The following is a 23,010-nucleotide window of genomic DNA, read 5'->3' as shown; positions in this document are numbered from 1 at the left end:
CCGTGAAACACGGCGATCCGGCCGCGAAATACACTGTCCTGCAAGGGAGGCGCCGATTCAGACCGCGATCAGCGGTGGCTTGTCCTCGGCGCGACGGTATCGGCCAGGGGCGCGGCCGTATTCGCGCTTGAATGCTTTGGCGAAGGCGAATTCCGAGGTGTAGCCGACCTTTCGGGCGATGGTGTTCAGCGAGCTGTCGGTATCGCGCAGGAGACGAGCCGCGGTCAGCATTCGCCAGCGGGTGACGTAGGCCAATGGCGGCTCGCCGACAGTAGCGGTGAAACGGCGGGCCAAGGTGGCGCGGGAGACGCCTGCGATATCACTGAGGTCGGGGACGGTCCAGGCGCGGGCGGGTTCCTCGTGCACAGCACGCAGGGCGGCGGCGACCGCGGGGTCGGCGAAGGCGCCCGCCCAGCCCGAGGCAGACTCGTCGGCCGCGGCCTGTTCGTCGAACCAGGCCCGCAGGATGAACAGCAGCAGGGTCTCCAGGATGGCGGGCACCGCAGCGTCACTGCCCTGCCGCGGCTCCGCGATCTCGGCGGCGAGCAGGTCGACGGTCGCGCGCAGCGAGGGGTGGCGGCCCGGGCGCGCGGGGAGGTGGATGAATTCGGGTAGCTCGTCGAGTAGTGGGTGACTGCGTTGTCTGCCGAGTTCGTATGCCCCGCACAGCAATGCGGTGCGCGCACCGGCCCCGGGGATGTCGCGCGGCTCGCCGGGCCGCGCCGTCTCGGTGACCGGGCTGTCCAGACGATCTACCAGATCATGGTCTGCGCCCCTCGGCATGAACAGGACGTCACCGGCGCCGAGTGCGACCGGCTCGCCCTGCGGCGGCACCAGCCAGCAGGAACCCTGCAACACCACATGAAAGCCCGCACCGGGAACCACCGGGTAGCTGCGTCCCCAGGGGGCATGCCGGACGAACATGCCGGAGGCCGGGTTGCCCGTGCGGATGGCCGCGATGGTCTCGCTGAGAATGTCCACCCACTCACCATAGCGCTTAATCGTTGAGCGCTCAGGACATGATTCTGAGCAAAATAGCCATGGATTCACCCAGAATCCAGCAATACCGTTGGGCTCATGACAAACACGAACGCCACCGGAACCACCAAGACGATCGCCGTCTACGGCGCCACCGGCGTCACCGGCGGCCACCTGCTCACCGAACTGGATCGCCGCGGCGTCACCCCGATCCTGGTGGGCCGCAATGCCGATCGCCTGCGTGCCGCCGCCGCAGCCGCGGACATCCCGGCCGCGGAGATCCGGGTGGCAGCGCTCACCGACCACGACGCTCTCGTTGCCGCGTTCAGCGGCGTGGACGCGGTGATCAGCAGCCTGCACTCCTACATCGATCACGGCGCGGCGGTGCTCGCGGCCGCGATCGACGCCGGAGCGCACTACACCGATATCTCCGGCGAGCAACGGTTCTCGAAGCAGGTGTTCGACGACTACGCGGCCCGCGCCGAGGCGGCCGGTGTCACCGTCGTTTCCGGGATCACCGATAGCAGCCTGCCCGGCGATCTGCTCGGCTACCTGACTTCCCGCGCTGTGCCAGGTCCCGCCGAAATCGTGCTCAGCCATCTGAGCAAGAGCGGCGGGAACGGCTCCAAAGGCAGCGCGAAAACGGTGTTCGCCAACCTCGACTGGTTCCGCAGCGGCGGCTGGCACTTCGCGGACGGTGAATTCCGCACCGGCGCAACGATCAAGCATGTGGAGCTGACGATCCCGGGCGACACCGAACCCACCGCCGTCACGAAATTCCCACTGCCGCCGGTGCTCACCATCCCCCGGCACTCGGATGTTTCCCACGTCGAGGGCGTGCTGCCCACGCAGGTCCACAACACACTGAGCGGCTTCACCGCGGAGATCATCGAATCGCTGCCCGAGAATCCCAGCTCGGACCTGCGCTACGACCTCGTCGTCGACGCCTATGGCACCAATGGCGACCGCGTCCGCGGCATCGTGAGCGGCGGCCACACCTACCGCGATTCGGCGCTGATGGCCGTGGAGGCCGCCATCCGGCTCGCCGAAGGCACGAGCAAGCCGGGCGCACTCGCCGCGGCCGAGGCCTTCGACGCCACCGACTTCCTCGACGCGCTCACGCCCTTCGGCATCACCTGGCGCATCGAAGAGCTGTGAGTCGGGCATAGTCGATTCATGACCGACACTCGCCCGCCGCTCGCCGTCGCACTCGATCTGGAACCGCACCCGGAGGGCGGCTGGTATCGGGAAACATGGCGCAGCGCTGTGGAATTCACGCCCGAGGGGTACACGGGTATGCGCGCGAGCGCGACCGGGATCTACTTCTTGCTGCTGCCCGGCGAGAGGTCCGCACCGCACACGGTGCAATCGGACGAGGTGTGGCTGTGGCACCGCGGCGGACCATTGGTGCTCGACATCGGTGGCGAGGAGATCATCCTCGGTCCCGATGTCGAGCACGGTCAGGTATTGCAGGCGGTGGTGCCCGGCGGTGTCAGCCAGGCCGCGCGACCTGCGGGCGCAGACTATGCACTGGTGAGCTGCATCGTCTCGCCCGGCTTCGATTTCGCCGACTTCCGTTTGGACTGAGCAGCGGGTTCGAGCCCTGCTAGTGCTGGTATGCGCGCAGGTTCCATCCCCGGAAAACGTGCAGGATTGCGCACTTCCGCCGAATAGCGGCCACTCAGGCCTGATCCGGTATCACGGAACTTCGATGACGCCTTCGTCCACCGCCCACTTGATGGTCTTCTCCAAGTTCGGGCAGGAGTCGGGGCGGCCGGGTGCGTTTCCCTTGGCCGCGAGTTGGGCGAAGACCGGGCAGTGGGCGGCGGGATTGCCCTTCCACTGCACCGAGGTCTGGTGCGAACTGCTCTTGCGCACCAGGACTTCGCTGTCGCATGCCTGACACCGCAGCGGGGTGAGGCCGTCCTCCAGGTAGCGCTGTTTGTCGACCACGGTCTGGGCCTGCACCGCGGCCCGCCGAGTCGGCTGGTCGGCGAAGTCGGGTGCTTTGGCCCAGGTCGCAGCCATCAGACACCTGCCTCCGCTTGATTGGCCTCGGCCGCGTCGGCCTCCGCCTTGCGCCGCAGATTCTCCGCAACCTCGGCCTCCCACGCCTCGTTGGCCTTGGTGGTGTCCACCTCGAACTCGAAGCGCTGCGTCATCTTCTCCGTCACGTCGGCCAGATCGACGTAGAACTGGTCATACCAGCGACGCAGCTGGTAGACGGGGCCGTCTTCCTCGCACAGCAGCGGGTTTTCGACCTTGGACTTGTGCTTCCAGATCTCGACGTCCTGCAGGAAGCCGACACTGATGCCCTCGGTCATCTTCGCCGCCAGCTTGTCGGCCATCTCACCGTCGACGCCCTGCGGCTTCTCCAGCGTGATGCCCCACTGCAGCATGAAAGAGTCCTGCGACACCGGGTAGTGGCAATTGATCAGGACGCTCTTGACCTCGTACCCGCTGTAGATATTGATCAGCGGATTGATCATGTACGACGGCCCGAAGTACGACGCCTCCGACTTCAGCAGGGTATCGCCGCCGTACTTGGAGGCCATGCCGATGTCGGGACGGCCCTTGGTCTCCAGGAACTGGGTGGCGATGTGCCCCTCGAAAACGTTCTTGAAGTACGTCGGGAAGGCGAAGTGGATATAGAAGAAGTGGGCCATGTCGACCACGTTGTCGATGATCTCGCGGCAGTTCGCGCCCTCGATCAACAGGGAGTTCCAGGTCCAGTCGGTCCATCCGCTGTCGAGCTGCTCGGTCGGATTGCCGTCGGAGTCCGTGTACGGACCCTCGATGTGCGGAATGGTGATTTCCGGCGGCGGCTGGCTGCCCTCGTGGTCGTGCCAGACGAACAGCTGACCGTTGCGCTCCAGCGTTGTCCACTTCCTGGTACGCGCCAGCGGCGGCACCCGCCGCGCATAGGGAATCGCCGTGCACTTGCCACTGGCGCCCCAGCGCCAGTCGTGGAACGGACAGGCGATGTCGTCGCCCTTGACCTCGCCCATGCTCAGGTCGCCACCCATGTGCCTGCAGTAGGCATCGAGCACCCGCAGTTCGTCATTGGTATCGGCCCAGATCACGAGTTTGGTGCCGAACACCTCGACGGCGTGCGGCTTGCCGTCGCGGAACGACTTCGCCAGACCGAGGCAATGCCATCCCCGCGCATATCGGGTGGGTGCGGAGCCCACATCGAGCTCTCGAACCTTCGCACCGCTCCCCTGTGGGGTAACTGCCATCGCGATTCCTCCTCCTTCTGTACTAGAACACGTTACAAAAATGTCGCGTTACACGCCAGCGATTCGGCCTACTTCCAGCACATGTCCATACTTTGTTCGAGATGAACGGCGGTTCTCGACATAAATAAGAACCTGTTCTAGTCTCAGAGGCAAATGAGTACCGGTTATCAATCCGACCAGGCAGGAGCAGGTCCCGAGATGACGCAAGAAGTGACCGAACGGGTCGAAGCGCTATTGCCGACGCTGCGCGAGCGCGCGCAGGAGGCCGAGGACCTGCGGCGCATCCCCGACGAATCAATGAAGGCGCTACAGGAGACCGGGTTCTTCCGTCTGCTCCAGCCCAAGCAGTGGGGCGGCTACGCGGCCGACCCGGTGACCTTCTACGACACGGTCCGCAAGATCGCGAGCGCATGTGGGTCCACCGGCTGGGTGGCAGGCATTGTCGGCGTTCACAATTGGCACCTCGCGCTGTATTCGCAGCAAGCCCAGGAAGACGTGTGGGGTGAGGACACCGAGGTCCGCATCTCCTCGTCCTACGCTCCGATGGGCGCGGGCACCGTCGTCGACGGCGGCTACATCGTCAAGGGCGCGTGGGCTTGGTCCTCGGGCTCCGACCACGCCACCTGGGCGGTGCTCGGCGGCCCGGTGATCAAGGACGGCAAGCCGGTCGACTTCGGCAGCTTCCTGATCCCGCGCACCGACTACCGCATCGATGACGTGTGGAATGTGGTCGGCCTGCGCGGCACCGGATCCAATACCGTTGTGGTGGACGAGGTTTTCGTGCCGTCGCACCGTTTCCTCAGCTTCCGCAAGATGAGCGAGCTCGCCTCCCCCGGCCTGGAGCAGAACACCGACCCGGTGTACAAGATGCCGTGGGGCACCATCCATCCCACGACCATCGCGACACCGATCGTCGGCATGGCCTACGGCGCCTACGAGGCGCACGTCGAACATCAGGGCAAGCGCATCCGCGCCGCCTACGCGGGCGAGAAGGCCAAAGACGACCCGTTCGCCAAGGTCCGGATCGCCGAGGCATCCAGCGATATCGATGCCGCGTGGCGGCAGCTGTCGGGCAACGTCGCCGATGAATACGCGCTGTTGGTGGCGGGCAAGGAGATTCCGTTCGACCTGCGGGTGCGGGCGCGCCGCGATCAGGTCCGCGCCACCGGAAGGGCAATCGCCTCCATCGACAAGCTCTTCGAGAGCTCGGGCGCCACCGCACTCGCGAACGGCACTCCGCTGCAGCGTTTCTGGCGGGACGCGCACGCGGGCCGGGTGCACGCGGCAAACGATCCCGAGCGTGCCTATCTCATGTACGGCACCCACGAGTTCGGGCTGCCCGTCACCGACGGCATGGTGTAATGACCACAACGACATCGGAGGCGTGATGACCTCGACCATAGAACTCACCTTCGAATCCACCTCGCGCTATGCGCAGGTGCGCCCTGATCTTCGGCTGCACTACCACGAGGCCGGTGTCGGCAACGGCCCGACGATCGTGCTGCTGCACGGCGGCGGGCCCGGCGCCTCCTCCTGGTCGAACTTCTCACGCAACATCCCGGTGCTGGCGCAGAACTTTCACGTGCTTGCGGTGGATCAGCCGGGGTTCGGGCAGTCGGACAAGCCGGTCGACCATCCGCAGTACTTCGTGCACAGTTCGTCGGCACTGAAGGACCTGCTGGATCACCTGGAGATCAGCGGCCGGGTCCATCTGCTCGGCAATTCGCTGGGCGGCGGTACCGCGGTGCGGTTCGCGCTGGACTACCCGGAGCGCGCGGGGAAGCTGGTGTTGATGGGCCCCGGCGGGTTGAACGTCAACCTGTTCGCGCCGGACCCGACCGAGGGCGTGAAGCAACTCGGGAAGTTCAACTACACGCCGACCAGGGAGAACATCGAAGCCTTCCTGCGGATCATGGTCTTCGACCAGTCGCTGATCACCGAAGAACTGATCGACGAGCGCTTCGCCTCGGCAAGCACGCCGGAGTCGCTGGCGGCGACCAGGGCGATGGGAAAGTCGTTCTCCGGACCCGACTTCGAGAAGGGCATGATCTGGCGCGACGCCTACAAGCTGCGCCAACCGGTGCTGCTCATCTGGGGTCGAGAAGATCGAGTGAATCCGCTCGACGGCGCGCTGGTGGCGACGAAACTGATTCCACGAGTTCAGCTGCACGTATTCGGTGGTTGCGGCCACTGGGCGCAGCTGGAAAAGTTCGACGAATTCAACCGGCTGGCAAGCGACTTCCTCGCCGGCGTCAAGGAGAAGTGATGGGCATTCGATCATTGGCGTACTTGCGCATCGAGGCCACCGACATGGCGGCCTGGCGCGAGTACGGCCTCAAGGTACTCGGCATGGTCGAGGGCAAGGGCAGCGATCCGAATGCGCTGTACCTGCGGATGGACGACTTCCCGGCTCGGCTCGTCATCGTGCCCGGCCAGCGGGACCAGCTGCAGGTCTCGGGCTGGGAGACCGCCAATGCCGGTGAGCTGCAGGATATTCGGGATCGGCTGGACGCGGCCGGGGTGCCCTTCAAGGAGGGCACCGCGGCCGAACGGGCCGACCGCAGGGTCGACGAGCTGATCCGTTTCGAGGATCCCTCCGGCAATGCGCTGGAGGCTTTCCACGGTGCGGCGCTGGAACATCGGCGCGTGGTCAGCCCCTACGGGCACACGTTCGTCACCGGCGAACAAGGACTCGGCCATGTGGTGCTGAGCACCAAGGACGACCAGGCCTCGCTGACGTTCTACCGGGATGTCCTTGGCTATCGGCTGCGCGACTCGATGCGGCTGCCACCGCAAATGGTCGGGCGGCCCGCCGACGGCGAACCGGCTTGGCTGCGCTTCTTCGGCTGCAACCCGCGCCACCACTCGCTCGCCTTCCTGCCGATGCCGACACCGAGCGGCATCGTGCATCTGATGATCGAGGTGGAGGGCTCCGACAGCGTCGGGCTGTGCCTCGATCGGGCGCTGCGCAAGAAGGTGAAAATGTCCGCGACGCTCGGCAGGCACGTCAACGACAAGATGCTGTCCTTCTACATGAAGACCCCTGGCGGATTCGATGTCGAATTCGGTTGCGAAGGGCTCGAAGTCGACGATCATTCATGGATCGCCCGGGAATCCACCGCGGTGAGCCTGTGGGGTCACGACTTCACGGTCGGGATGCGACAGCAGTAATGAACGGGGCGAGCGACACCATGACAACTGAAGATCATCCCGCCATCGACGGACGGCAGTTCCGCAACGTACTCGGCCAGTTCGCCACCGGCATCACGGTGATCACCACCTTCGATGGTGACAGCGCCCCGATAGGGTTCGCCTGCCAGTCGTTCGCCGCCCTCTCCCTCGAACCGCCACTGGTGCTGTTCTGCCCCACCAAGACCTCACGGTCCTGGGCGGCGATCGAACAGTCCGGGCGCTTCTGCGTGAATGTCCTCGCCGAGCAGCAGCAGCAGCTGTGTGCCCGCTTCGGTTCCCGCGAACCCGACAAGTTCGCCGAAACCAGTTGGCACACTTCAGAACTGGAGCTTCCGCTCCTGGACGATGCCTTGGCCACCATCCAGTGCACGGTGGACAGCGTCGTCGACGGCGGCGATCACTACATCGTGATCGGCCGAGTGCTGGCCCTGTCGGAGTCGACCACCTCCGGCAGGCCGCTGTTGTTCTACCGCGGCCAGTACAGCGCCATCGAACCGGACAAGACCGTCCCGGCCCCCTGGCGCCACGACCTCGAGCACTTCCTCACCACGACGACGTTGGACACCTGGCTGTAGCCCCATGTAGTGATTGGGTGCACTCCCGATTCGGAGCTCAGGCGGAGGCGGCGCGGAGGGCGAACCAGCCGTTCGTGGGATCGGCGTAGCCGTGGTAAAGGAGGGGAATGCGCTGGTCGATTTCGAAATGACGGTAGATGGCCAGCATGGCTATGCGGACGGCGTAGTCCTGGAAGTCGTCGACGCGCCGGGGGCCGATCGGGAGTTCCGGGAGTGATGCCAGGCGCGTCATATCGGCGGTGTCGGCGGTGTCCAGGCCGATCGGGGCGGGATCGATGATCAAGTGGTCGTGCAGGATGGCGCGGGTGCGCGCGTAGTCGGGTAGTCGCGCGGGGAAATCCCGGAACTCCGCACGCACGGAGCTGTACGGCTCGACCTGGGTTTGGACCAGTTCCATCAAACCGGCATCGAGATGCGGGGCCGCGGAAGTGAGCGGCGTCTGCTCCAACAGATGCAGAATGCATCCGCCACGGACCAGCGGCTCCGGAACCAGAAACACCGCCAACGCGGGATCCGCGTACTCCCGGCAGGTCAAACAGACCTTTGTGTGGACCGGATCAGTCATGCAGCCCTCCTCGCGAGAGGCTTCGGCCGCTACACCGACCCGCAAAGCGACCTCGATTGGGTAACCATCGAACGCCGACCGCCGAAGACCACTGCCGACACCCGACCAGGCTTGCACTGGCCAGTATAGAAGCCGGGTAACCAAGAGGAAATGCCCGCGCGAAGTGGGAACTTCGATTGTGGCAACCGAAGGGCCGCGGCCGGCTGGTGGCCGGGCGCGGCCCTGGTGGCGCCGAGACGGGGTCAGGCTGAGACGGTCGCTTCGCGCTGGAGTTCCAGGGCGATATCGATGAGCTGGTCTTCCTGGCCGCCGACCAGTTTGCGTTTGCCTGCGCGGACCAGCATTTCGGCGGCCGAGACGCCGTAGCGTTCGGCTTGGCGTTCGGCGTGCTTGAGGAAGCTGGAGTAGACGCCCGCGTAGCCCATCATGAGGGCTTGGCGATCCAGAAGGCATTCCTGAGGCATGACGGGGCGGACGACGTCTTCGGCGGCGTCGGCGATGGCGAAGAAGTCGATGCCGGTCTCGATGCCGAGCTTGTCGCAGACGCCGATGAAGGCTTCGACGGGCGTGTTGCCCGCGCCCGCGCCGAAACGGCGGGCGCTGCCGTCGATCTGCTTGGCGCCCGCACGGACCGCGTAGACCGAGTTGGCGACCGCGAGGTCCAGGTTCTCGTGGCCGTGGAAACCCACCTGGGCGTCATCGCCCAGTTCCGCGACGAGGGCCGCCACGCGATCGGAAACCTGTTCCAGGACAAGGGCTCCTGCCGAATCCACCACGTACACGCACTGGCAGCCCGCGTCGGCCATGATGCGGGCCTGCTTGGCGAGCGCCTCCGGCGGCTGGGTGTGCGACATCATCAGGAAGCCGACGGTTTCCAGGCCGAGTTCGCGCGCGAGGCCGAAGTGCTGGATCGAGACGTCGGCCTCGGTGCAGTGGGTGGCGATGCGGCAGATCGAGGCGCCGTTGTCCTGGGAGACCTTGATGTCTTCCTTGACGCCGACACCGGGCAGCATCAGCACGGCGATCTTGGCCTGCTTCGCCGTCTCGGCGGCGATCTTGACCAGTTCCTGCTCAGGGGTTTTCGAGAAGCCGTAGTTGAACGAGGAGCCACCGAGGCCGTCGCCGTGGGTCACCTCGATGACCGGAACGCCTGCACCGTCGAGGGCCGCGACAATATTGCGGACATCCTCGCCGGTGAACTGATGGCGCTTGTGATGCGAGCCGTCGCGCAGCGAGGTGTCGGTGACGCGGATGTCGAGTTCTGCGGAATATGTCATGGTTGGAGCTCCTTACACCCGGGCCGAGAGGATCTGCTTGGCCATGACCTCGCCGACCTGCGTGGCCGCGGCGGTCATGATGTCGAGATTGCCCGCGTACGGTGGCAGGAAGTCGCCCGCACCCTCGACCTCGACGAACACCGAAACCTTCGCCATACCACCGGAAATCACCGACGGCGGATCGAACTGCGGCTCGTTGAGCAGCCGGTAGCCCGGCACATACTGCTGGATATCGGCGACCATCCGGTGGATGGATTCGGCGATGGCTTCGGTATCGGCGTCTTCCGGGATCGCGCAGAAAATGGTGTCGCGCATGATCATCGGCGGCTCGGCCGGGTTCAGGATGATGATCGCCTTGCCGCGCTCGGCGCCACCGATGGTCTCCACGCCACGCGAGGTGGTCTTGGTGAATTCGTCGATATTGGCGCGCGTGCCCGGTCCGGCGGAAACCGACGACACCGAGGCGACGATCTCGGCGTAGGCGACCGGCACCACGCGCGACACGGCCGCAACGATCGGGATGGTGGCCTGGCCACCGCAGGTGATCATATTGACGTTCGGCGCATCGACATTCGCGCCGAGGTTCACCGGCGGCACCACGGCGGGTCCGACGGCGGCGGGCGTGAGATCGACCGCGCGGATGCCGGCTTCGGCGTACCGCGGCGCGGCGGCGCGGTGCACGTACGCCGAGGTCGCCTCGAAGACGAGGTCCGGCAGCTCGGACTGGCCGAGCAGCCAGTCGACGCCCTCGTGCGAGGTCTCCAGCCCCAGCCCGCGAGCCCGCTTCAGACCCTCGCTCTCCGGGTCGATGCCGATCATCCAGCGCGGTTCCACCGTGGTGGAGCGCAGTAGTTTGTACAGCAGATCGGTGCTGATATTGCCGGATCCGACGATCGCGGCGGTGACGGTCCCCGTTTCGGACACGGCAGGCCTCCTACTTGAATTGCAAACGAACAGAACCGAGTCCGGCGAACTCGGCGTGGAACGCATCGCCAGGGCGGGCGTCGATGGCACGGGTACAGGAACCGGGCAACACGATGTCGCCGGCCTTCAAACGCACGCCGAAACCGGCGACCTTGCGGGCCAGCCACGCCACCGCGATGACCGGATCACCGAGCACCGCGTCGCTGCGGCCCTCCGCGACCACCTCACCGTTGCGGGTGAGCACGGCGTCGATGGCCTTGATATCCAGCTCTTTCGGCGCGACCCGTGCCGCGCCGAGCACGAAGCCCGCGGAAGACGCATTGTCGGAGATGGTGTCGGCGAGCCCGATCTTCCAGTCCTTGATCCTGGAATCGATCAGTTCGATGGACGGCGCGTAGGCGACCGTCGCGGCGAGCACATCGGCCTCGGTGCAGTCTTCGCCGGGCAGGTCGGCGCCGAGCACGAAGCCGACCTCGACCTCCACTCGCGGGAACAGGTAGCGCGACGCTTCGACCGGAACGTCCTCGAAGACCTCCATGTCCGCGAGGAGATGACCGTAGTCGGGTTCGTCGACGCCCATCATCTGCTGCATCGCGAGCGATGAGAGCCCGACCTTGTGGCCGACCACCGTGGCCCCGTTGTCGAGCTTGCGCCGAATATTGATCAGCTGGATCTCATAGGCGTCGACGACATCGATATCGGGATGCCTGGCGACGAGGGGGTCGATGGCCACCCGGTCGCGCTCGGCGACTTCGAGTTCATCGGCCAATTCGGTTCGTACCGAGTCGGACAGCACGCTAGTTTCCTTCCACTGTTGTCGGCTCGGGCATCGCGGCCCGTGCAAGGACCCCTTCGGACGCGGCCGCCCGCGAGCTGGTTTCGCTGCCTGCCGCGGACTTTCCCGCGCGACGGCCGGAGTAGATGCAGTCGGCAAGAGACAATCCGCTGACATAGGAGTCCGAGCAGATCCCGACCGCTGTCCGTCCCGCCGCGTACAGGCCGGGAATATCGATTCCGGCAGCCGATTTCACTGCTCCGGTGCCTTCGTCGACGACAACGCCGCCGAGGGTGAGCATCGGACACGGGTTGATGACACTCGGCTTGATACCCACATCCAACATCCAGAACGGCCCTGCCCCTACCGTTTTGGTGAATTCGGCGGGCTTGCCGACCGGGTCGGGGGTGCCGTTCTCGATGGCGGCATTGTGGGCGGCCACGGTGGCACGCAAGCCGTCCGCGTCGACACCGGCCTTCGCCGCCACCGCGTCCAGGGTCACGCCGCGCACCGCGGTCCGCCGCATCGCCTCGAACTGTCCGCGCTGGAACCAGGCGGATTGGCCGCCGATCTGCGAGATGGCGGTGCGCATGAGGTCGTCATCGGCGAGCAGCCAGCCTTTGCCGTCGTGCTCGGTGATCAGCGCGTGCCCGACTGCCGCGCCGTACCTGGTTTCGTCGATCACCCGCCTGCCGTCCGCGTCGACCAGCACCGCACCGGTAAAAGCGCTGGGCGGCAAGATGAATCGCCAGGCCGAGATATTGCCCATCCGATCGGTCGCCGCGCCGACCTGCTGCGCCATCAGGATTCCACTGCCGTCGTCGCCGGTGGTGCCGAGGGCGAGGCCACCGCGGTACCGCGGCCCGTGCTCCTGCAGCATCGCGCGATTGGCGATGAACCCGCCCGCGCTGAGCACCACGCCGCGCCTGGCCTGGATCCGAATAGTGGTGCGGTAGCGCCGATCCATCTTCGCCAGCTGTCGTTCCATGGCTTTGCGCAGCGGTGGATAGTAAATGCCCGGCTTGGCGGCGATTTTCGCCATCCGGGTGTAGCGATCCCTGATCCGGCCGGGGGCATCGCGCAGCGTCCGGCATTCGACGCCGATCACGGTGCCGTCGTCATCGACGATCAAACGGGTTGCCTGCGTGAGGGTTTCCACCCGCACACCACGCCGGGAGGCCGATGCGGCCAGCGGGCCGGTCAGCTTCTTGCCGGAAGTGCCCTTGCCCTTGACCCGATGACCGCGCTGCGCGGGCGTCGCGACCTCGCGGCCGTAGCCGGAAACCTCACTGCCCGAGTAGTAGAGGTAGTAGCTGTCGTTCGGATACGAGGTCTTGTACGGACACAGCGACGCCTCGAACGGCACGCCGTGGCCCTTCAGCCACTCGATCATCGCGGGGCTCTCGGCCACGAAGCGACGCAGCGTCTCGGGTGTGACAGCGGTGCCGACTTCACGCTCGAGATAGGCGAGCATCTGCTCCGGCGTATCACGCACACCCGCTTCTTGCTGCACCGATGTGCCGCCGCCCGCGTAGATGATGCCGCCGGACAACGCCGATGCACCGCCACCGGCGAACCGCTCCAGTACCAGTACCTGCGCACCCGCATCCGTCGCTTCCAGCGCGGCCGCCGCACCCGCGGCGCCGTATCCGACCACGACTACGTCGGCGGCCAGGTCCCATTCGAGGCCCATGTACTCCACTCCGGTCTGAAACTGAAACAAGTTTTCCCGACTAATGGAACGCCGAGCAAGTCTTCTGCCACACAACATAGACCAACGGCCGCCCCATTCTATAACGTGTTCTACATGACAGATCGGGAATACGACGTGGTGGTGGTCGGGAGCGGCGCTGCCGGCATGACCGCCGCCCTCGCCGCGGCACACCATGGGCTCAGCGCGGTGATCATCGAGAAGGCCGCGCACTACGGCGGATCGACCGCCCGCTCCGGTGGTGGCGTGTGGATCCCCGGCAACAAGGCGCTGCTGGCGTCCGGGCGGCCCGACGACCGCGAGGTCGCGCGCACCTACCTGCACAGCATCATCGGCGAGGTGGTGCCGAAGGAAAGGATCGATACCTACATCGACCGCGGCGCGGAAGCGTTCGACTTCGTGCTCGATCACACCCCGCTGCAGATGAAGTGGGTGCCCGGCTACTCCGACTACTACCCGGAGGCCCCCGGCGGCAAGGGCGAGGGGCGCTCGTGCGAGCCGAAGCCGTTCAACGCCATGATCCTCGGCGAGGAAAGGTTCAAGCTGGAGCCGCCGTACGCCAAGGCGCCGCTGAACGTGGCGGTCACGCAGGCCGACTTCGTACGCCTGAACCTGATCCGTCGCCATCCGAAGGGCATGATGCGGGCCCTGCGGGTCGGCGCGCGCACCTACTGGGCCAAGTTCACCCGCAAGCACCTGATGGTGATGGGTCAGGCCATCATCGCGGCCATGCGCAAGGGCGTCATGGACGCGAAGGTGCCGCTGCTGCTGAACACTCCGCTGACCAAGCTCATCGTGGACAACGGGGTGGTCACCGGCGTCGAGGCGCTGCAGGACGGCGAGCCCGTCACCTTCACCGCGCGCTACGGCGTTGTGCTGGGCAGCGGCGGTTTCGAGCACAACGCCGAGATGCGAACGAAATACCAGCGGCAGCCGATCACCACCGAGTGGACCACCGGTGCGGCCGCCAACACCGGCGACGGCATCATCGCGGGCATGGAGGCAGGCGGCGCCGTCGGCTTCATGGAGGACGCCTGGTGGGGGCCGACCGTGTTCAAGGGCGACAGGCCGTGGTTCGCATTGGCCGAGCGCAATCTGCCCGGCACCATCATGGTCAACGCCGACGGCAAGCGATTCGGTAATGAGTCCGCTCCTTACGTCGAGGCTGTGCACACCATGTACGGCGGCGAATACGGGCAAGGTGAAGGTCCCGGCGAGAACATTCCCTCGTGGCTGGTGTTCGACCAGCGCTACCGGAACCGCTACATCTTCGCCGGATTGCAGCCTGGTCTGCGGTTTCCGTCCCGCTGGATGGAAAACGACAACATCGTCAAGGCGGACACACTCGAGGAGCTGGCGGCGAAAATCGGCGTGCCCGCCGACACCCTCGCCGCAACCGTCGCCCGGTTCAACACCTTCGCCGAGCTCGGCAAGGACGAGGACTTCGGCCGCGGCGACAGCCACTACGACCGGTACTACGGCGATCCGACCGTGAAGCCGAACCCGTGCCTGGCCGGGCTGGTGCAGGGCCCCTACTACGCGGCCAAAATCGTGCCCGGCGACCTCGGCACCAAGGGCGGGCTGGTCACCGATACCGCAGGCCGCGTGCTGCGCGAGGACCAGACCGTGATCGAGGGCCTCTACGCCTCCGGCAACTCCAGTGCTCCGGTGATGGGCCACACCTACGCGGGCCCCGGCGCCACCATCGGACCCGCCATCGCCTTCGGCTACCTGGCGGTGCTGGATATCGCCGAGCGGAAGAAGCAGCTGTCGAACAAGGCCGCCGCCGAGGCGTAACCGATCGACGCGGCGTCCGTCTCACCGACCGGACGGCCCCCTTGCCCGGTCCGATACGGACGCCGCAGGATCGATCCGAGGCCACCGTCACCGCGAGGGACGGACCGGAGGTCGCCTCGGATCGACCCGGCAAGGACGCGTCCGACCGATGGCCGCCTGCACCGGACTGCGGAAGCTGTCCACAAGCACTCACAAGGAGAACTCGATGCCCATCGACCCGCAAATCGCGCTCGGCGCGCAGCTCCCGAGCCGGGAGTTCGCGTGGACGCCGTCCGACGTGCAGCTCTATCAGCTCGGGCTGGGTGCGGGCACCCGCTGGACCGACCCCGCCGAGCTGCGTTATCTCGATGACCGCGGCCCGCAGGTGCTGCCGACCTTCGCGACCGTCGCCGCGACGCTGCACGACACCGAGCCGCCCACGGTGCGGTTCCCCGGCATCGATATCGATCTGGCCAAGGTGGTGCACGGGCATCAGGAGGTCGAGGTACACCGCCCGATCCCGGCCGCGGGCAAGGCGACCAGCACCGGTCGGATCACCGAACTCTGGGACAAAGGTTCCGCCGCCGTCGTCGTGCAGGAGCAGACGGTCACCGGTTCCGACGGCGAGCCGCTGTGGACCGCGCGCTCGTCCATCTTCGCCAAAGGCGAGGGTGGTTTCGGCGGCGAACGCGGCCCGAGCACCAAGTCGGTGCTGCCCGATCGCACACCGGATTTCGATGTCATCACACCGACGCTGCCGCAGCAGGCGCTGCTGTACCGGATGTGCGGCGACCGCAACCCACTGCATTCGGACCCCGCATTCGCCCGCGCCGCAGGCTTCCCCGACCCGATCCTGCACGGACTGTGCACCTACGGGATTGTCTGCAAGACCGCCACCGACACCGTGCTCGACTCGGATGCGAGCCGGGTCACCGGATTCCGTGCGCGCTTCGCCGGGGTGCTCTACCCGGGTGAAACCCTGCGCACCCGGATCTGGCGCGAAGGCAACGAGCTGACCATCGCGGCCACCGTGGTCGAACGCGACGACGCCCCCGTGCTCGGCGACGTCACGCTGCGTTTCCTGCCCGCCTGATCAGTCCGCGGCCGTGGCGGATTCGTCTCCGGTGCGGCCGCGACGAGCGGCGAGACCCTGAACTATCAGGGCGTACAACACGATCACCGCGATCGGCGCCGCTATCGGAGCCCAGGCCAGGCGCAGCGGCAGCAGCGCCGCACCGACGGCCGCGGCGGTGAATCCGACGGCGCCGACCACCGAGGGAACCGTCGTCGGGACCACACCGATCGGCGCCGACACCGTCGCGGTGTTCAGCAGGTAGGTGGTGGCGACCAATCCCGTCGCCGCGGCGGCGAGCACACCGGTGTCGGCGGCGGCGAGCACGCCGATCGCCAGCAGCACCGCTGCGACGGCCGCGAGCCGGAACCACCAGCCCGCCGCGACCAGTATCAACGCGGGGATGCCTGCCCATGGCGTCATGAGGGTCACCGATGTCACCAGCAGCGCACCGGACAGGACGGCGAGGAAACGGATCATCGGCGCACCCGAACCGTGCGTCGGTGCTCCGGGATCAGCCGCATGACCTCATCGAGGCGCACACCATCCGGCCACGCCACGATGTCGACGCCGACGGTGCCCATGTCCCGGTACATCGATGTGCGCTCCAGCTGCCACATTCTGGCCAGCGTCGGATCGAGATCATCATGGAAGGGCGTGCCGCGCAGGACATCCACGACGACCACGACGTGCCCGCGCTTGCGCAGATCGATCAGTGCCAGCGCGAACTGGGTGTCGAGCAGGGTGGAGAAGGCGACGACGATCGCGCCGATCGGCACTGCCCCGTGCGGAGCGAGCGTGCCGGTCGTCGGGATGTGCTCGTCGCCGACATCGAGCACAGTGTCGACGATCCGATAGAACTGGCGGCGGCCGATATCGGGCCGCAGCCAGCGCGGTGACTGGCCGAGGCAGACAACCGCCGTGCGGTCACCGGCCTGCAATGTCGACTGCACCACTTGCGCCGCGCCGCGCACCGACAGCTCCAAGGACTCGGTGGCAGGCCCCGGCGCCTGCTGCGAAGTGTCCACGAGGACAACCACATCCGCGGAACGGTTGGTCAGCCGCTCGGTGACGTAGAGCCTGCCGCGGCGCGCACTCACCGGCCAGTTCACGATCCGCAACTGGTCGCCGGGGGCGTAGGCGCGGATATCGGCGTACTCGACGCCGGGACCGAATTTGCGAGTCAGGTGGGTGCCGAGCCGTTCGGGCAGCTCGGTGCGCGGCAGCCGCATGCGCTGCGGATCGGTGATCGGATAGACGAACAGCTGACCGGCGGGCACCACCGCGGAGGCCACCGACAGTCCCGCCGGGCTGAGCGCGGAAATCCGTACCGACAGCGGATACCGCCCCCAACGGTCGGCCGTCAGCGCCATCCGCAGCCCGGCGGGAGCCGTCCCGGAATCATTCGCCTCCTCGACCTCGATCCCGAGCCTTTCCACCGGTTCCGGCTTGCAGCGCAGCAATGCGTGCCCGGTCTCGACGTAGGCCGCGACCGTCAGCACGACCTCCTCCGTCTCGAAACACCGCAGCGTCCCACCGCCGTCGACCTGAATCCTGGTCGGCGACTGCTGCCACGATGCGGTGGCGAGCACACCGAGCAGCGGCGCGGCGAACACCACGAGCTGCCAGCGGCCCGATACCACCGCGAGCAGCAGCGCCGAGGCCGCGCACACCGCGAGCATGAACACCAATGGCGCAGGCCGCCACTGTAATTCGACCTCGACGGTCGCGCTCGCGTCGCGATGTCTCATGTCACCGAAGCGCGCGGAACCGGAAGGCGGCGCAACAGCTCGCCGATGACGTCCTCGCCGCGGATCCGGCGCACCCACATCTCCGGGCGCAGCGTGATCCGGTGTGCCATCGCGGGAATCGCCAGCGCTTTCACATCCTCCGGAATCACGTAGTCCCTGCCGAGCAGCAAGGCTCGTGCCCGCGACATCTGCACCAGGTCGAGTTCGGCGCGCGGGCTTGCACCCACCTCCACCTGCGGATGCCCGCGGGTGGCGGTCGCGAGCGCGACGACGTAGCCGACCACATCGGGGTGCACCGTGACGAACTCCACCGACTGCCGCATTTCCAGCAGCCCGTTCGCGTCCACCACCTGCCCCACCGTCGGCGGTGTCGAGCCACGCTCCAGACGGCGGCGGATCATCTGCGTCTCGTCGTGCTCGGAGAGATAACCGAGCCGCAGCTGGATCGCGAACCGGTCCAGCTGCGCTTCCGGCAGCGGGTAGGTGCCCTCGTACTCGATCGGATTGTCGGTCGCGAGCACAACAAAAGGCTGTGGCAGCAAATAGGTTTCGCCATCCATGCTGACCTGGCCCTCGGCCATCGCCTCCAGCAGCGCCGCCTGTGTCTTCGGCGGCGTCCGGTTGATCTCGTCGGCGAGCAGCAGATTGGTGAACACCGGCCCACGCCGGAAAGTGAACCGGCCCGAGGTCATGTCGTAGATGGTCGACCCGAGCAGATCCGCGGGCAACAGGTCCGGCGTGAACTGCACGCGGGTGAATTCCAGCCCGAACGCGGCGGCGAAAGATCTGGCGATGAGCGTTTTGCCGAGACCGGGTAGGTCCTCGATCAGGACATGACCACCGGACAAGACGGCGATCATGATCAGCTGCAACTCGTCCCGCTTGCCGACGATGACCCGGGACAACTCCCGAAGCACCGCCTCGCTGCGCTGGACCGTCGCGTCCATCGGCATCGTCATTTGACTTCCCGCACTTGCCTCAACCCATTCATCCTCTGTAGACGGCAATCAATTGAGCATGATCGGGGCCCTACGTGGTTACACACGCTGCCTCCTCCGGGCCTGACCTCTCATGCCAGAGTTCGATGGGCATGATCGGGGCCCTACGTGGTTACACACGCTGCCTCCTCCGGGCCTGACCTCTCATGCCAGAGTTCGATGGGCATGATCGGGGCCCCACCTGGTTACACACGCTGCCTCCTCCGGGCCTGATCCCTCATGCCACGCATTACATCCCCTGTAGCCGACGCAGGATCTCATCCAGCGCCGCCCGCCCAGGTGCGCGAGTCGTCTGATCGCGCAAGGCCGAGTTGGCCGGATCCACCCAGCGCCACAGTTCCGGGCCGAACTGCAGTATTCCGGCGGCCTCTGTCGCCCTGCGGTTCTTCGCGACCCGCAGACCGGTGGACAACTCGAACTCCTTGGCCAGCAGCGGCCGCAAGTGCCGATCCCATTCGGCACGGGTCCCGTCGGCCCGGTCGGCAAGCATCTCCGCCCTGGCGTGCCAGTGGTACAGCATCTCCGCAGGGCCGTTCTCGATGTTGTCGGTATCGCTGTGGTCGCTGTGTGCAGGCTTGGCGCGCAGCGACCAGATCAGCTGGAAAAGCGCGAGCGCGACCGGGACTCCGGCCAGCATCAGCATGGCTTCGCGCGCCTTGCCGAAGGTGACGAGCTCGATCAGCACGACAACCGCGGCCGCGCCGAGCACGATTCCCATACGATTCATACCCGCACCTCACCTTGCAGATCGGCGAGCACAATGCGCAGCAGCTGTTCGGCTCGCATCCGCTGCCATTCGAGCATCGAGTGCGGGCTGAATCTGGCCTCCTCGAACAGTGCGACCAGTTCCCGTGCGGATGCGTCGTGCAGCGCACCGCGTTCGAAGGCGCGCGCCAGCACCTCCATCGGGGTGTCCGAGGCCAGCGGCGCGGCAGCGCGATCGAAGGACAGGCCGTGCTCCATCGCGACGTAGCAGGCAATGATCGCGGTACGTGGGTCCTGGCCCGGCGCATTCATCGCGGCAAGGCCCATCTCGGCGGCCCGCGCCAGTGAGCCGGCCTCGGTCGGCGCGGCCGGGGCAGGTGGCGGTGCCACCGGAACCGGTCGGTGCCGGACCGCCACCGCGACCACCACCAGGCCGATGATGGCGACGGCGACCAGCACGATAGCCGCGACCGTGGCCAACAGCAGCGCGGTGCCGGTCAGTTGGGAGGCCGGCCCCGACGGGTCGGCGGGTGTGCTGACAACTTGTTCGGTCGGTTCGGCGGAGCCGGTGGGGGGCGGCGGCCGCTCGGCGCCACCTTCACGGCCGACGCCGACGAAGAAGACCGCGGACGCCGCCGCGATCACCAGTGAAAGACCTGCCAGCACGGCAAGCACCAGCAAGCCGAACCTGCCGAGCCGTCCCGGCCTGTGGTCGACGACGCGATCCGACACCGGCATGGCGAGCGGAAGCCGATGCTGACTTGCGATTACTCCGGCGATCAGAATGACGATCGAGACGGTGAGCAGCACCGGCGTCAACGCCACCGCGAGCGCCGACGGACTCGATCGGGGCTGCGCGGGCCCCGCCGCGCCCGGGATGTGTCCACGCAATGCGATCGCGGCAAACGCAACCAGCGTGATCAGCACGATCACGCGCAATATCGGCGCTCGCGCCCCGGCCACTTCGTTACCGCCACCTCTGAGTACTGCACAAAACAGCCACATAGTTACATGCCGAGCGGTCCGCGCGAGCGCGAATCGAATACTTAGGACTCCCGCGTCTCGAACTGCACCACCACACCTCCAGCCCGATCAGCACGCGCTATCGCCCCTGTTCGGACCCCATCACAAATGCCGTAGCCGAATATTGTGGACCTGTTCGAGGGGTTTGCCTACCAAGGGTTTACCCGGGCAGTGCTGGGCGCGTCGGGTGCCGTCCCCGACTTACAGCGAGGATGTGGGTGAGCGCCTCTCGCCGTCAGGAGCGCGGCGTCGAGTTCCAGCCCGGTCAACCGGCTGCAGTCCGGTATCGAGAGCCACCATCGAAAGGGGAGAAACCGTCGTGGTCACCAGCCACCGTTCGACTACCGTCGATGACCACCTCAGCGCAGGAACACCATGCCCCCAGTGGCGGACCGCGTGCCCGGTAGCGAACCGCTCCGCACTTTCCGCGCCCACCCGAAGCGGGCACGGGTGTCGATGAAGTACGTCGGACGGGGTTACGCCACCGCTGTTGCCAAATTGGGTGGCGATTGGATAGTGGGCAGGTCGGGTTGGGTGAGTTCGCTCAACCGGCTGGCGGTGCGCGAGATATCAGGGAGCGCAACGTCGGCGACCAGATCCGTCAGTGGCACTCGAGCCGACACGGTGAGCTGAAGGTCTGCGTCGTAGAGCACGTCGACCAGGTTCACCAGGCGCATCGCCCAGTCGGGTGGCACATCGCGTAGGCGGGGCACATCGCAGAGGGTCCAGTTCGAAAAGCGTTGGGCCAGTTGGACATAGTCCGCCGACAAGGTCGGCGTGCCGCATAGGGCAGAGAAGTCGATGACGATCGATGCACCGTCGACGGCTCGAGCGTGGACGTGCCGAACGCCGATGGCTACCTCGACATCATCCGCCCCGCAGGAGGTGACCCCAGGATGGGACGGGTCTGCTTCGACCTCGCCCGTCGCCGGGCGGACCACGTATCGTCCCGCGACGAATCCGGTCGGTCCGCCCGCGTGCGAAGCGCGGGTGCGGTAGTCGAGCGGGCCGTCGACCGAGACGACATCCAGGTGGGCGACGATGCGGTCTATTGTCGGCACGAAGCGGTCGTGGAACAGCGGGTTGGGCAGCAACTCCTGCGGCGGGTAGTTCGACGTCACCACCAGCACGATGTGCCGGGCGAACAGTGCGTCGAGGGTTCGGGCTATCAACATCGCATCACCGATGTCGTGCACATGGAATTCGTCGAAGCAGACCAGGTCGGCGTCACCGAGCAAGGTGTCGATGGCGCGATCGATGGCCCCGGAAGCGGCAAGGGTCGTGTGCAACTGGGCGAAGAAGGTGTGGAAATGGAAGCGGCGCTTGCGATTCGATGTGACACTCGCGAAGAATCGGTCCATCAGCATCGTCTTGCCGCGACCAGGCCTGCCGTGCAGGTAGATCCCCCGGTGACGCTTGACCGGGCGGCCGCGCCGATCGACGAGTTCGCCGAGTCGAGCGGCAACCCGCAGCTGGTCGGCATTCAATTCGATCGCACTGGTATCCACAACATCCTCCTGATCCTCTACAGTTGTAGAGGATCAGGAGTTGCGTCCGCCAGAGAAGGTGACGATGTCCACAACCGACCGACGCGCACTAATAGTCGACGCCGCCATCGATGTGATTGCCACCCGAGGCATCCGAGCCCTCACCCACCGGGCCATCGACACCGCGCTCGACCTGCCCGCCGGATCCGCTTCATATTACTTCCGCACTAAACGCGCACTCATCGAAGCGATCACCGACCGCATCACCAGCCGCTCCCGCACAGACTTCCTCGCCGCCCGGATCGCCGACCCCCGGCTCGTGGCCACACAATCCGCCGACGCCCGATCCGCAGCCACGGAATCTGCGGCCACTCCAGCACAGCACCTCGACGAACAGCCCGAGGAGAGTTTCGCGACGCGAGCCGATCACGCGGGTCGCGCGGAATCGACACTGCGCCGGGCCCAGCTGGACAATCCAACTCCGACCGCACAGGGCACACTGCCGATCGACACCGGCGACATCGCCCGCGCCATCGCGACCTGGCTCGACCAGCTACTCGCGGACCGCCGCAATCACCTGATCGTCCGACACGCGCTGCTCATCGATCTCCTGGCCGATCCCGATCTGCACCCGCGGCTGGTGCACAGCCTGTTCTCTGTCGAACGCGCACGAGACCTCTTCCACGCCTTGGATTTCGCGGATCCAGCAACGGCCGCAGCCGATTTCGTCGCCGTCATCGAGGGGGCGGTGTTCGATCGCTTCGCAGGAGCCCGCAGTCAGCTACCAGCGGGAACACCGGAGAGCGTCGACCAACTCACCGCACTGCTGTCGCGCTACCTCCGCAGCGGTCGGCAAGATTCGACATAGCGCCACCCTTCGATTCGGATCTCGCGCTCAGGGTTTTTGCAGAGAGCAGGAACCTGCTTCAGTGGGTAGCAAAGAAGTTTGTACCGTGAAGAGC

At 66.3% G+C, this 23,010-nt stretch carries 23 protein-coding genes; 9 read left to right on the top strand and 14 right to left on the bottom strand.

Going from position 1 to position 23,010, the window contains the following annotated elements; translation table 11 throughout:
- Window positions 1–57: 57 nt before the first annotated feature.
- Entirely contained in the window at window positions 58–981 is a 924-nt protein-coding gene (locus tag OHQ90_RS07705) for an AraC family transcriptional regulator (RefSeq protein ID WP_328408630.1), read from the bottom strand.
- 96 nt (window positions 982–1,077) lie between these two features.
- Here OHQ90_RS07705 and OHQ90_RS07700 point away from each other — a divergent pair, with 96 nt between their 5' ends.
- Complete coding sequence (locus tag OHQ90_RS07700; protein WP_328408628.1) at window positions 1,078–2,136, top strand: saccharopine dehydrogenase NADP-binding domain-containing protein; 1,059 nt, start codon at window positions 1,078–1,080, stop codon at window positions 2,134–2,136.
- An 18-nt stretch (window positions 2,137–2,154) separates the two neighbouring features.
- Complete coding sequence (locus OHQ90_RS07695; protein ID WP_328408626.1) at window positions 2,155–2,565, top strand: cupin domain-containing protein; 411 nt, start codon at window positions 2,155–2,157, stop codon at window positions 2,563–2,565.
- A 111-nt stretch (window positions 2,566–2,676) separates the two neighbouring features.
- Here the strand turns inward: OHQ90_RS07695 and OHQ90_RS07690 are convergent, their stop codons facing one another.
- Complete coding sequence (locus OHQ90_RS07690; protein ID WP_328408624.1) at window positions 2,677–3,006, bottom strand: hypothetical protein; 330 nt, start codon at window positions 3,004–3,006, stop codon at window positions 2,677–2,679.
- Window positions 3,006–4,217 (bottom strand): Rieske 2Fe-2S domain-containing protein, encoded by a 1,212-nt coding sequence (locus OHQ90_RS07685; RefSeq protein WP_328408622.1) that lies wholly within the window; start codon window positions 4,215–4,217, stop codon window positions 3,006–3,008. The genes OHQ90_RS07690 and OHQ90_RS07685 overlap by 1 nt, the downstream gene beginning before the upstream one ends.
- 198 nt (window positions 4,218–4,415) lie before the next feature.
- Between OHQ90_RS07685 and hsaA the strand changes: the two genes are divergently transcribed.
- Genes hsaA through hsaB form a run of 4 tightly spaced genes read left to right on the top strand, consistent with a single transcriptional unit; the run spans window position 4,416 to window position 7,984 of the window.
- On the top strand, window positions 4,416–5,579 hold the full coding sequence (gene hsaA / locus OHQ90_RS07680) for a 3-hydroxy-9,10-secoandrosta-1,3,5(10)-triene-9,17-dione monooxygenase oxygenase subunit (protein ID WP_328408621.1): 1,164 nt from the start codon (window positions 4,416–4,418) through the stop codon (window positions 5,577–5,579).
- 25 nt (window positions 5,580–5,604) lie between these two features.
- On the top strand, window positions 5,605–6,483 hold the full coding sequence (hsaD, locus tag OHQ90_RS07675) for a 4,5:9,10-diseco-3-hydroxy-5,9,17-trioxoandrosta-1(10),2-diene-4-oate hydrolase (protein WP_328408619.1): 879 nt from the start codon (window positions 5,605–5,607) through the stop codon (window positions 6,481–6,483).
- Complete coding sequence (gene hsaC, locus OHQ90_RS07670; RefSeq protein WP_328408617.1) at window positions 6,483–7,388, top strand: iron-dependent extradiol dioxygenase HsaC; 906 nt, start codon at window positions 6,483–6,485, stop codon at window positions 7,386–7,388. The genes hsaD and hsaC overlap by 1 nt, the downstream gene beginning before the upstream one ends.
- Window positions 7,389–7,408: 20 nt before the next feature.
- The gene (hsaB, locus tag OHQ90_RS07665) at window positions 7,409–7,984 is read left to right on the top strand and encodes a 3-hydroxy-9,10-secoandrosta-1,3,5(10)-triene-9,17-dione monooxygenase reductase subunit (RefSeq protein ID WP_328408615.1); all 576 of its coding nucleotides are present in this window, start codon (window positions 7,409–7,411) and stop codon (window positions 7,982–7,984) included.
- A gap of 37 nt (window positions 7,985–8,021) precedes the next feature.
- Here the strand turns inward: hsaB and OHQ90_RS07660 are convergent, their stop codons facing one another.
- From OHQ90_RS07660 to OHQ90_RS07640, 5 genes are all read right to left on the bottom strand, one after another.
- Window positions 8,022–8,549: a hypothetical protein gene (locus tag OHQ90_RS07660; RefSeq protein WP_328408613.1), complete on the bottom strand. Its 528-nt coding sequence runs from the start codon at window positions 8,547–8,549 to the stop codon at window positions 8,022–8,024.
- Window positions 8,550–8,791: 242 nt separating this feature from the next.
- Window positions 8,792–9,826: a 4-hydroxy-2-oxovalerate aldolase gene (gene dmpG, locus OHQ90_RS07655; RefSeq protein ID WP_328408612.1), complete on the bottom strand. Its 1,035-nt coding sequence runs from the start codon at window positions 9,824–9,826 to the stop codon at window positions 8,792–8,794.
- Between the two features lie 12 nt (window positions 9,827–9,838).
- Window positions 9,839–10,750 carry an acetaldehyde dehydrogenase (acetylating) gene (locus tag OHQ90_RS07650; RefSeq protein ID WP_328408610.1) on the bottom strand — a complete coding sequence of 304 codons (912 nt, stop codon included), beginning with the start codon at window positions 10,748–10,750 and terminating at the stop codon, window positions 9,839–9,841.
- A 10-nt stretch (window positions 10,751–10,760) separates the two neighbouring features.
- Entirely contained in the window at window positions 10,761–11,546 is a 786-nt protein-coding gene (locus OHQ90_RS07645; RefSeq protein WP_328408609.1) for a 2-keto-4-pentenoate hydratase, read from the bottom strand.
- A 1-nt stretch (window position 11,547) separates the two neighbouring features.
- On the bottom strand, window positions 11,548–13,218 hold the full coding sequence (locus OHQ90_RS07640; protein WP_328408607.1) for an FAD-binding protein: 1,671 nt from the start codon (window positions 13,216–13,218) through the stop codon (window positions 11,548–11,550).
- A 114-nt stretch (window positions 13,219–13,332) separates the two neighbouring features.
- Between OHQ90_RS07640 and kstD the strand changes: the two genes are divergently transcribed.
- Together kstD and OHQ90_RS07630 are read left to right on the top strand one after the other, a co-directional pair.
- A complete protein-coding gene (gene kstD, locus OHQ90_RS07635; protein WP_328408605.1) occupies window positions 13,333–15,033 on the top strand; it encodes a 3-oxosteroid 1-dehydrogenase in 1,701 nt (566 codons plus the stop codon).
- 205 nt (window positions 15,034–15,238) lie between these two features.
- Window positions 15,239–16,105 (top strand): MaoC/PaaZ C-terminal domain-containing protein, encoded by an 867-nt coding sequence (locus OHQ90_RS07630; protein WP_328408603.1) that lies wholly within the window; start codon window positions 15,239–15,241, stop codon window positions 16,103–16,105.
- On the opposite strand, the gene OHQ90_RS07625 is transcribed toward OHQ90_RS07630, so the two are convergent.
- The 6 genes from OHQ90_RS07625 to zapE form a co-directional block, all read right to left on the bottom strand.
- Window positions 16,106–16,564: a hypothetical protein gene (locus OHQ90_RS07625; protein WP_328408601.1), complete on the bottom strand. Its 459-nt coding sequence runs from the start codon at window positions 16,562–16,564 to the stop codon at window positions 16,106–16,108. It abuts the gene before it with no gap.
- Entirely contained in the window at window positions 16,561–17,835 is a 1,275-nt protein-coding gene (locus tag OHQ90_RS07620; protein WP_328408599.1) for a DUF58 domain-containing protein, read from the bottom strand. Before OHQ90_RS07620 ends, OHQ90_RS07625 begins: the two co-directional genes overlap by 4 nt.
- A complete protein-coding gene (locus OHQ90_RS07615; protein ID WP_328408597.1) occupies window positions 17,832–18,794 on the bottom strand; it encodes an AAA family ATPase in 963 nt (320 codons plus the stop codon). The genes OHQ90_RS07620 and OHQ90_RS07615 overlap by 4 nt, the downstream gene beginning before the upstream one ends.
- Window positions 18,795–19,062: 268 nt before the next feature.
- On the bottom strand, window positions 19,063–19,560 hold the full coding sequence (locus tag OHQ90_RS07610) for a hypothetical protein (RefSeq protein ID WP_328408596.1): 498 nt from the start codon (window positions 19,558–19,560) through the stop codon (window positions 19,063–19,065).
- On the bottom strand, window positions 19,557–20,501 hold the full coding sequence (locus OHQ90_RS07605) for a DUF4129 domain-containing protein (protein WP_328408594.1): 945 nt from the start codon (window positions 20,499–20,501) through the stop codon (window positions 19,557–19,559). The genes OHQ90_RS07610 and OHQ90_RS07605 overlap by 4 nt, the downstream gene beginning before the upstream one ends.
- 536 nt (window positions 20,502–21,037) lie before the next feature.
- The gene (zapE, locus tag OHQ90_RS07600; RefSeq protein ID WP_328408592.1) at window positions 21,038–22,069 is read right to left on the bottom strand and encodes a cell division protein ZapE; all 1,032 of its coding nucleotides are present in this window, start codon (window positions 22,067–22,069) and stop codon (window positions 21,038–21,040) included.
- Window positions 22,070–22,133: 64 nt separating this feature from the next.
- Here zapE and OHQ90_RS07595 point away from each other — a divergent pair, with 64 nt between their 5' ends.
- Entirely contained in the window at window positions 22,134–22,916 is a 783-nt protein-coding gene (locus OHQ90_RS07595; protein WP_328408590.1) for a TetR/AcrR family transcriptional regulator, read from the top strand.
- Window positions 22,917–23,010 lie beyond the last annotated feature (94 nt).

Origin of the sequence: Nocardia sp. NBC_00403 (genome assembly GCF_036046055.1) — a bacterium.
In the GTDB taxonomy this organism is placed as follows: Bacteria; Actinomycetota; Actinomycetes; order Mycobacteriales; family Mycobacteriaceae; genus Nocardia.
This window is presented reverse-complemented; position numbering and strand designations above follow the sequence as displayed.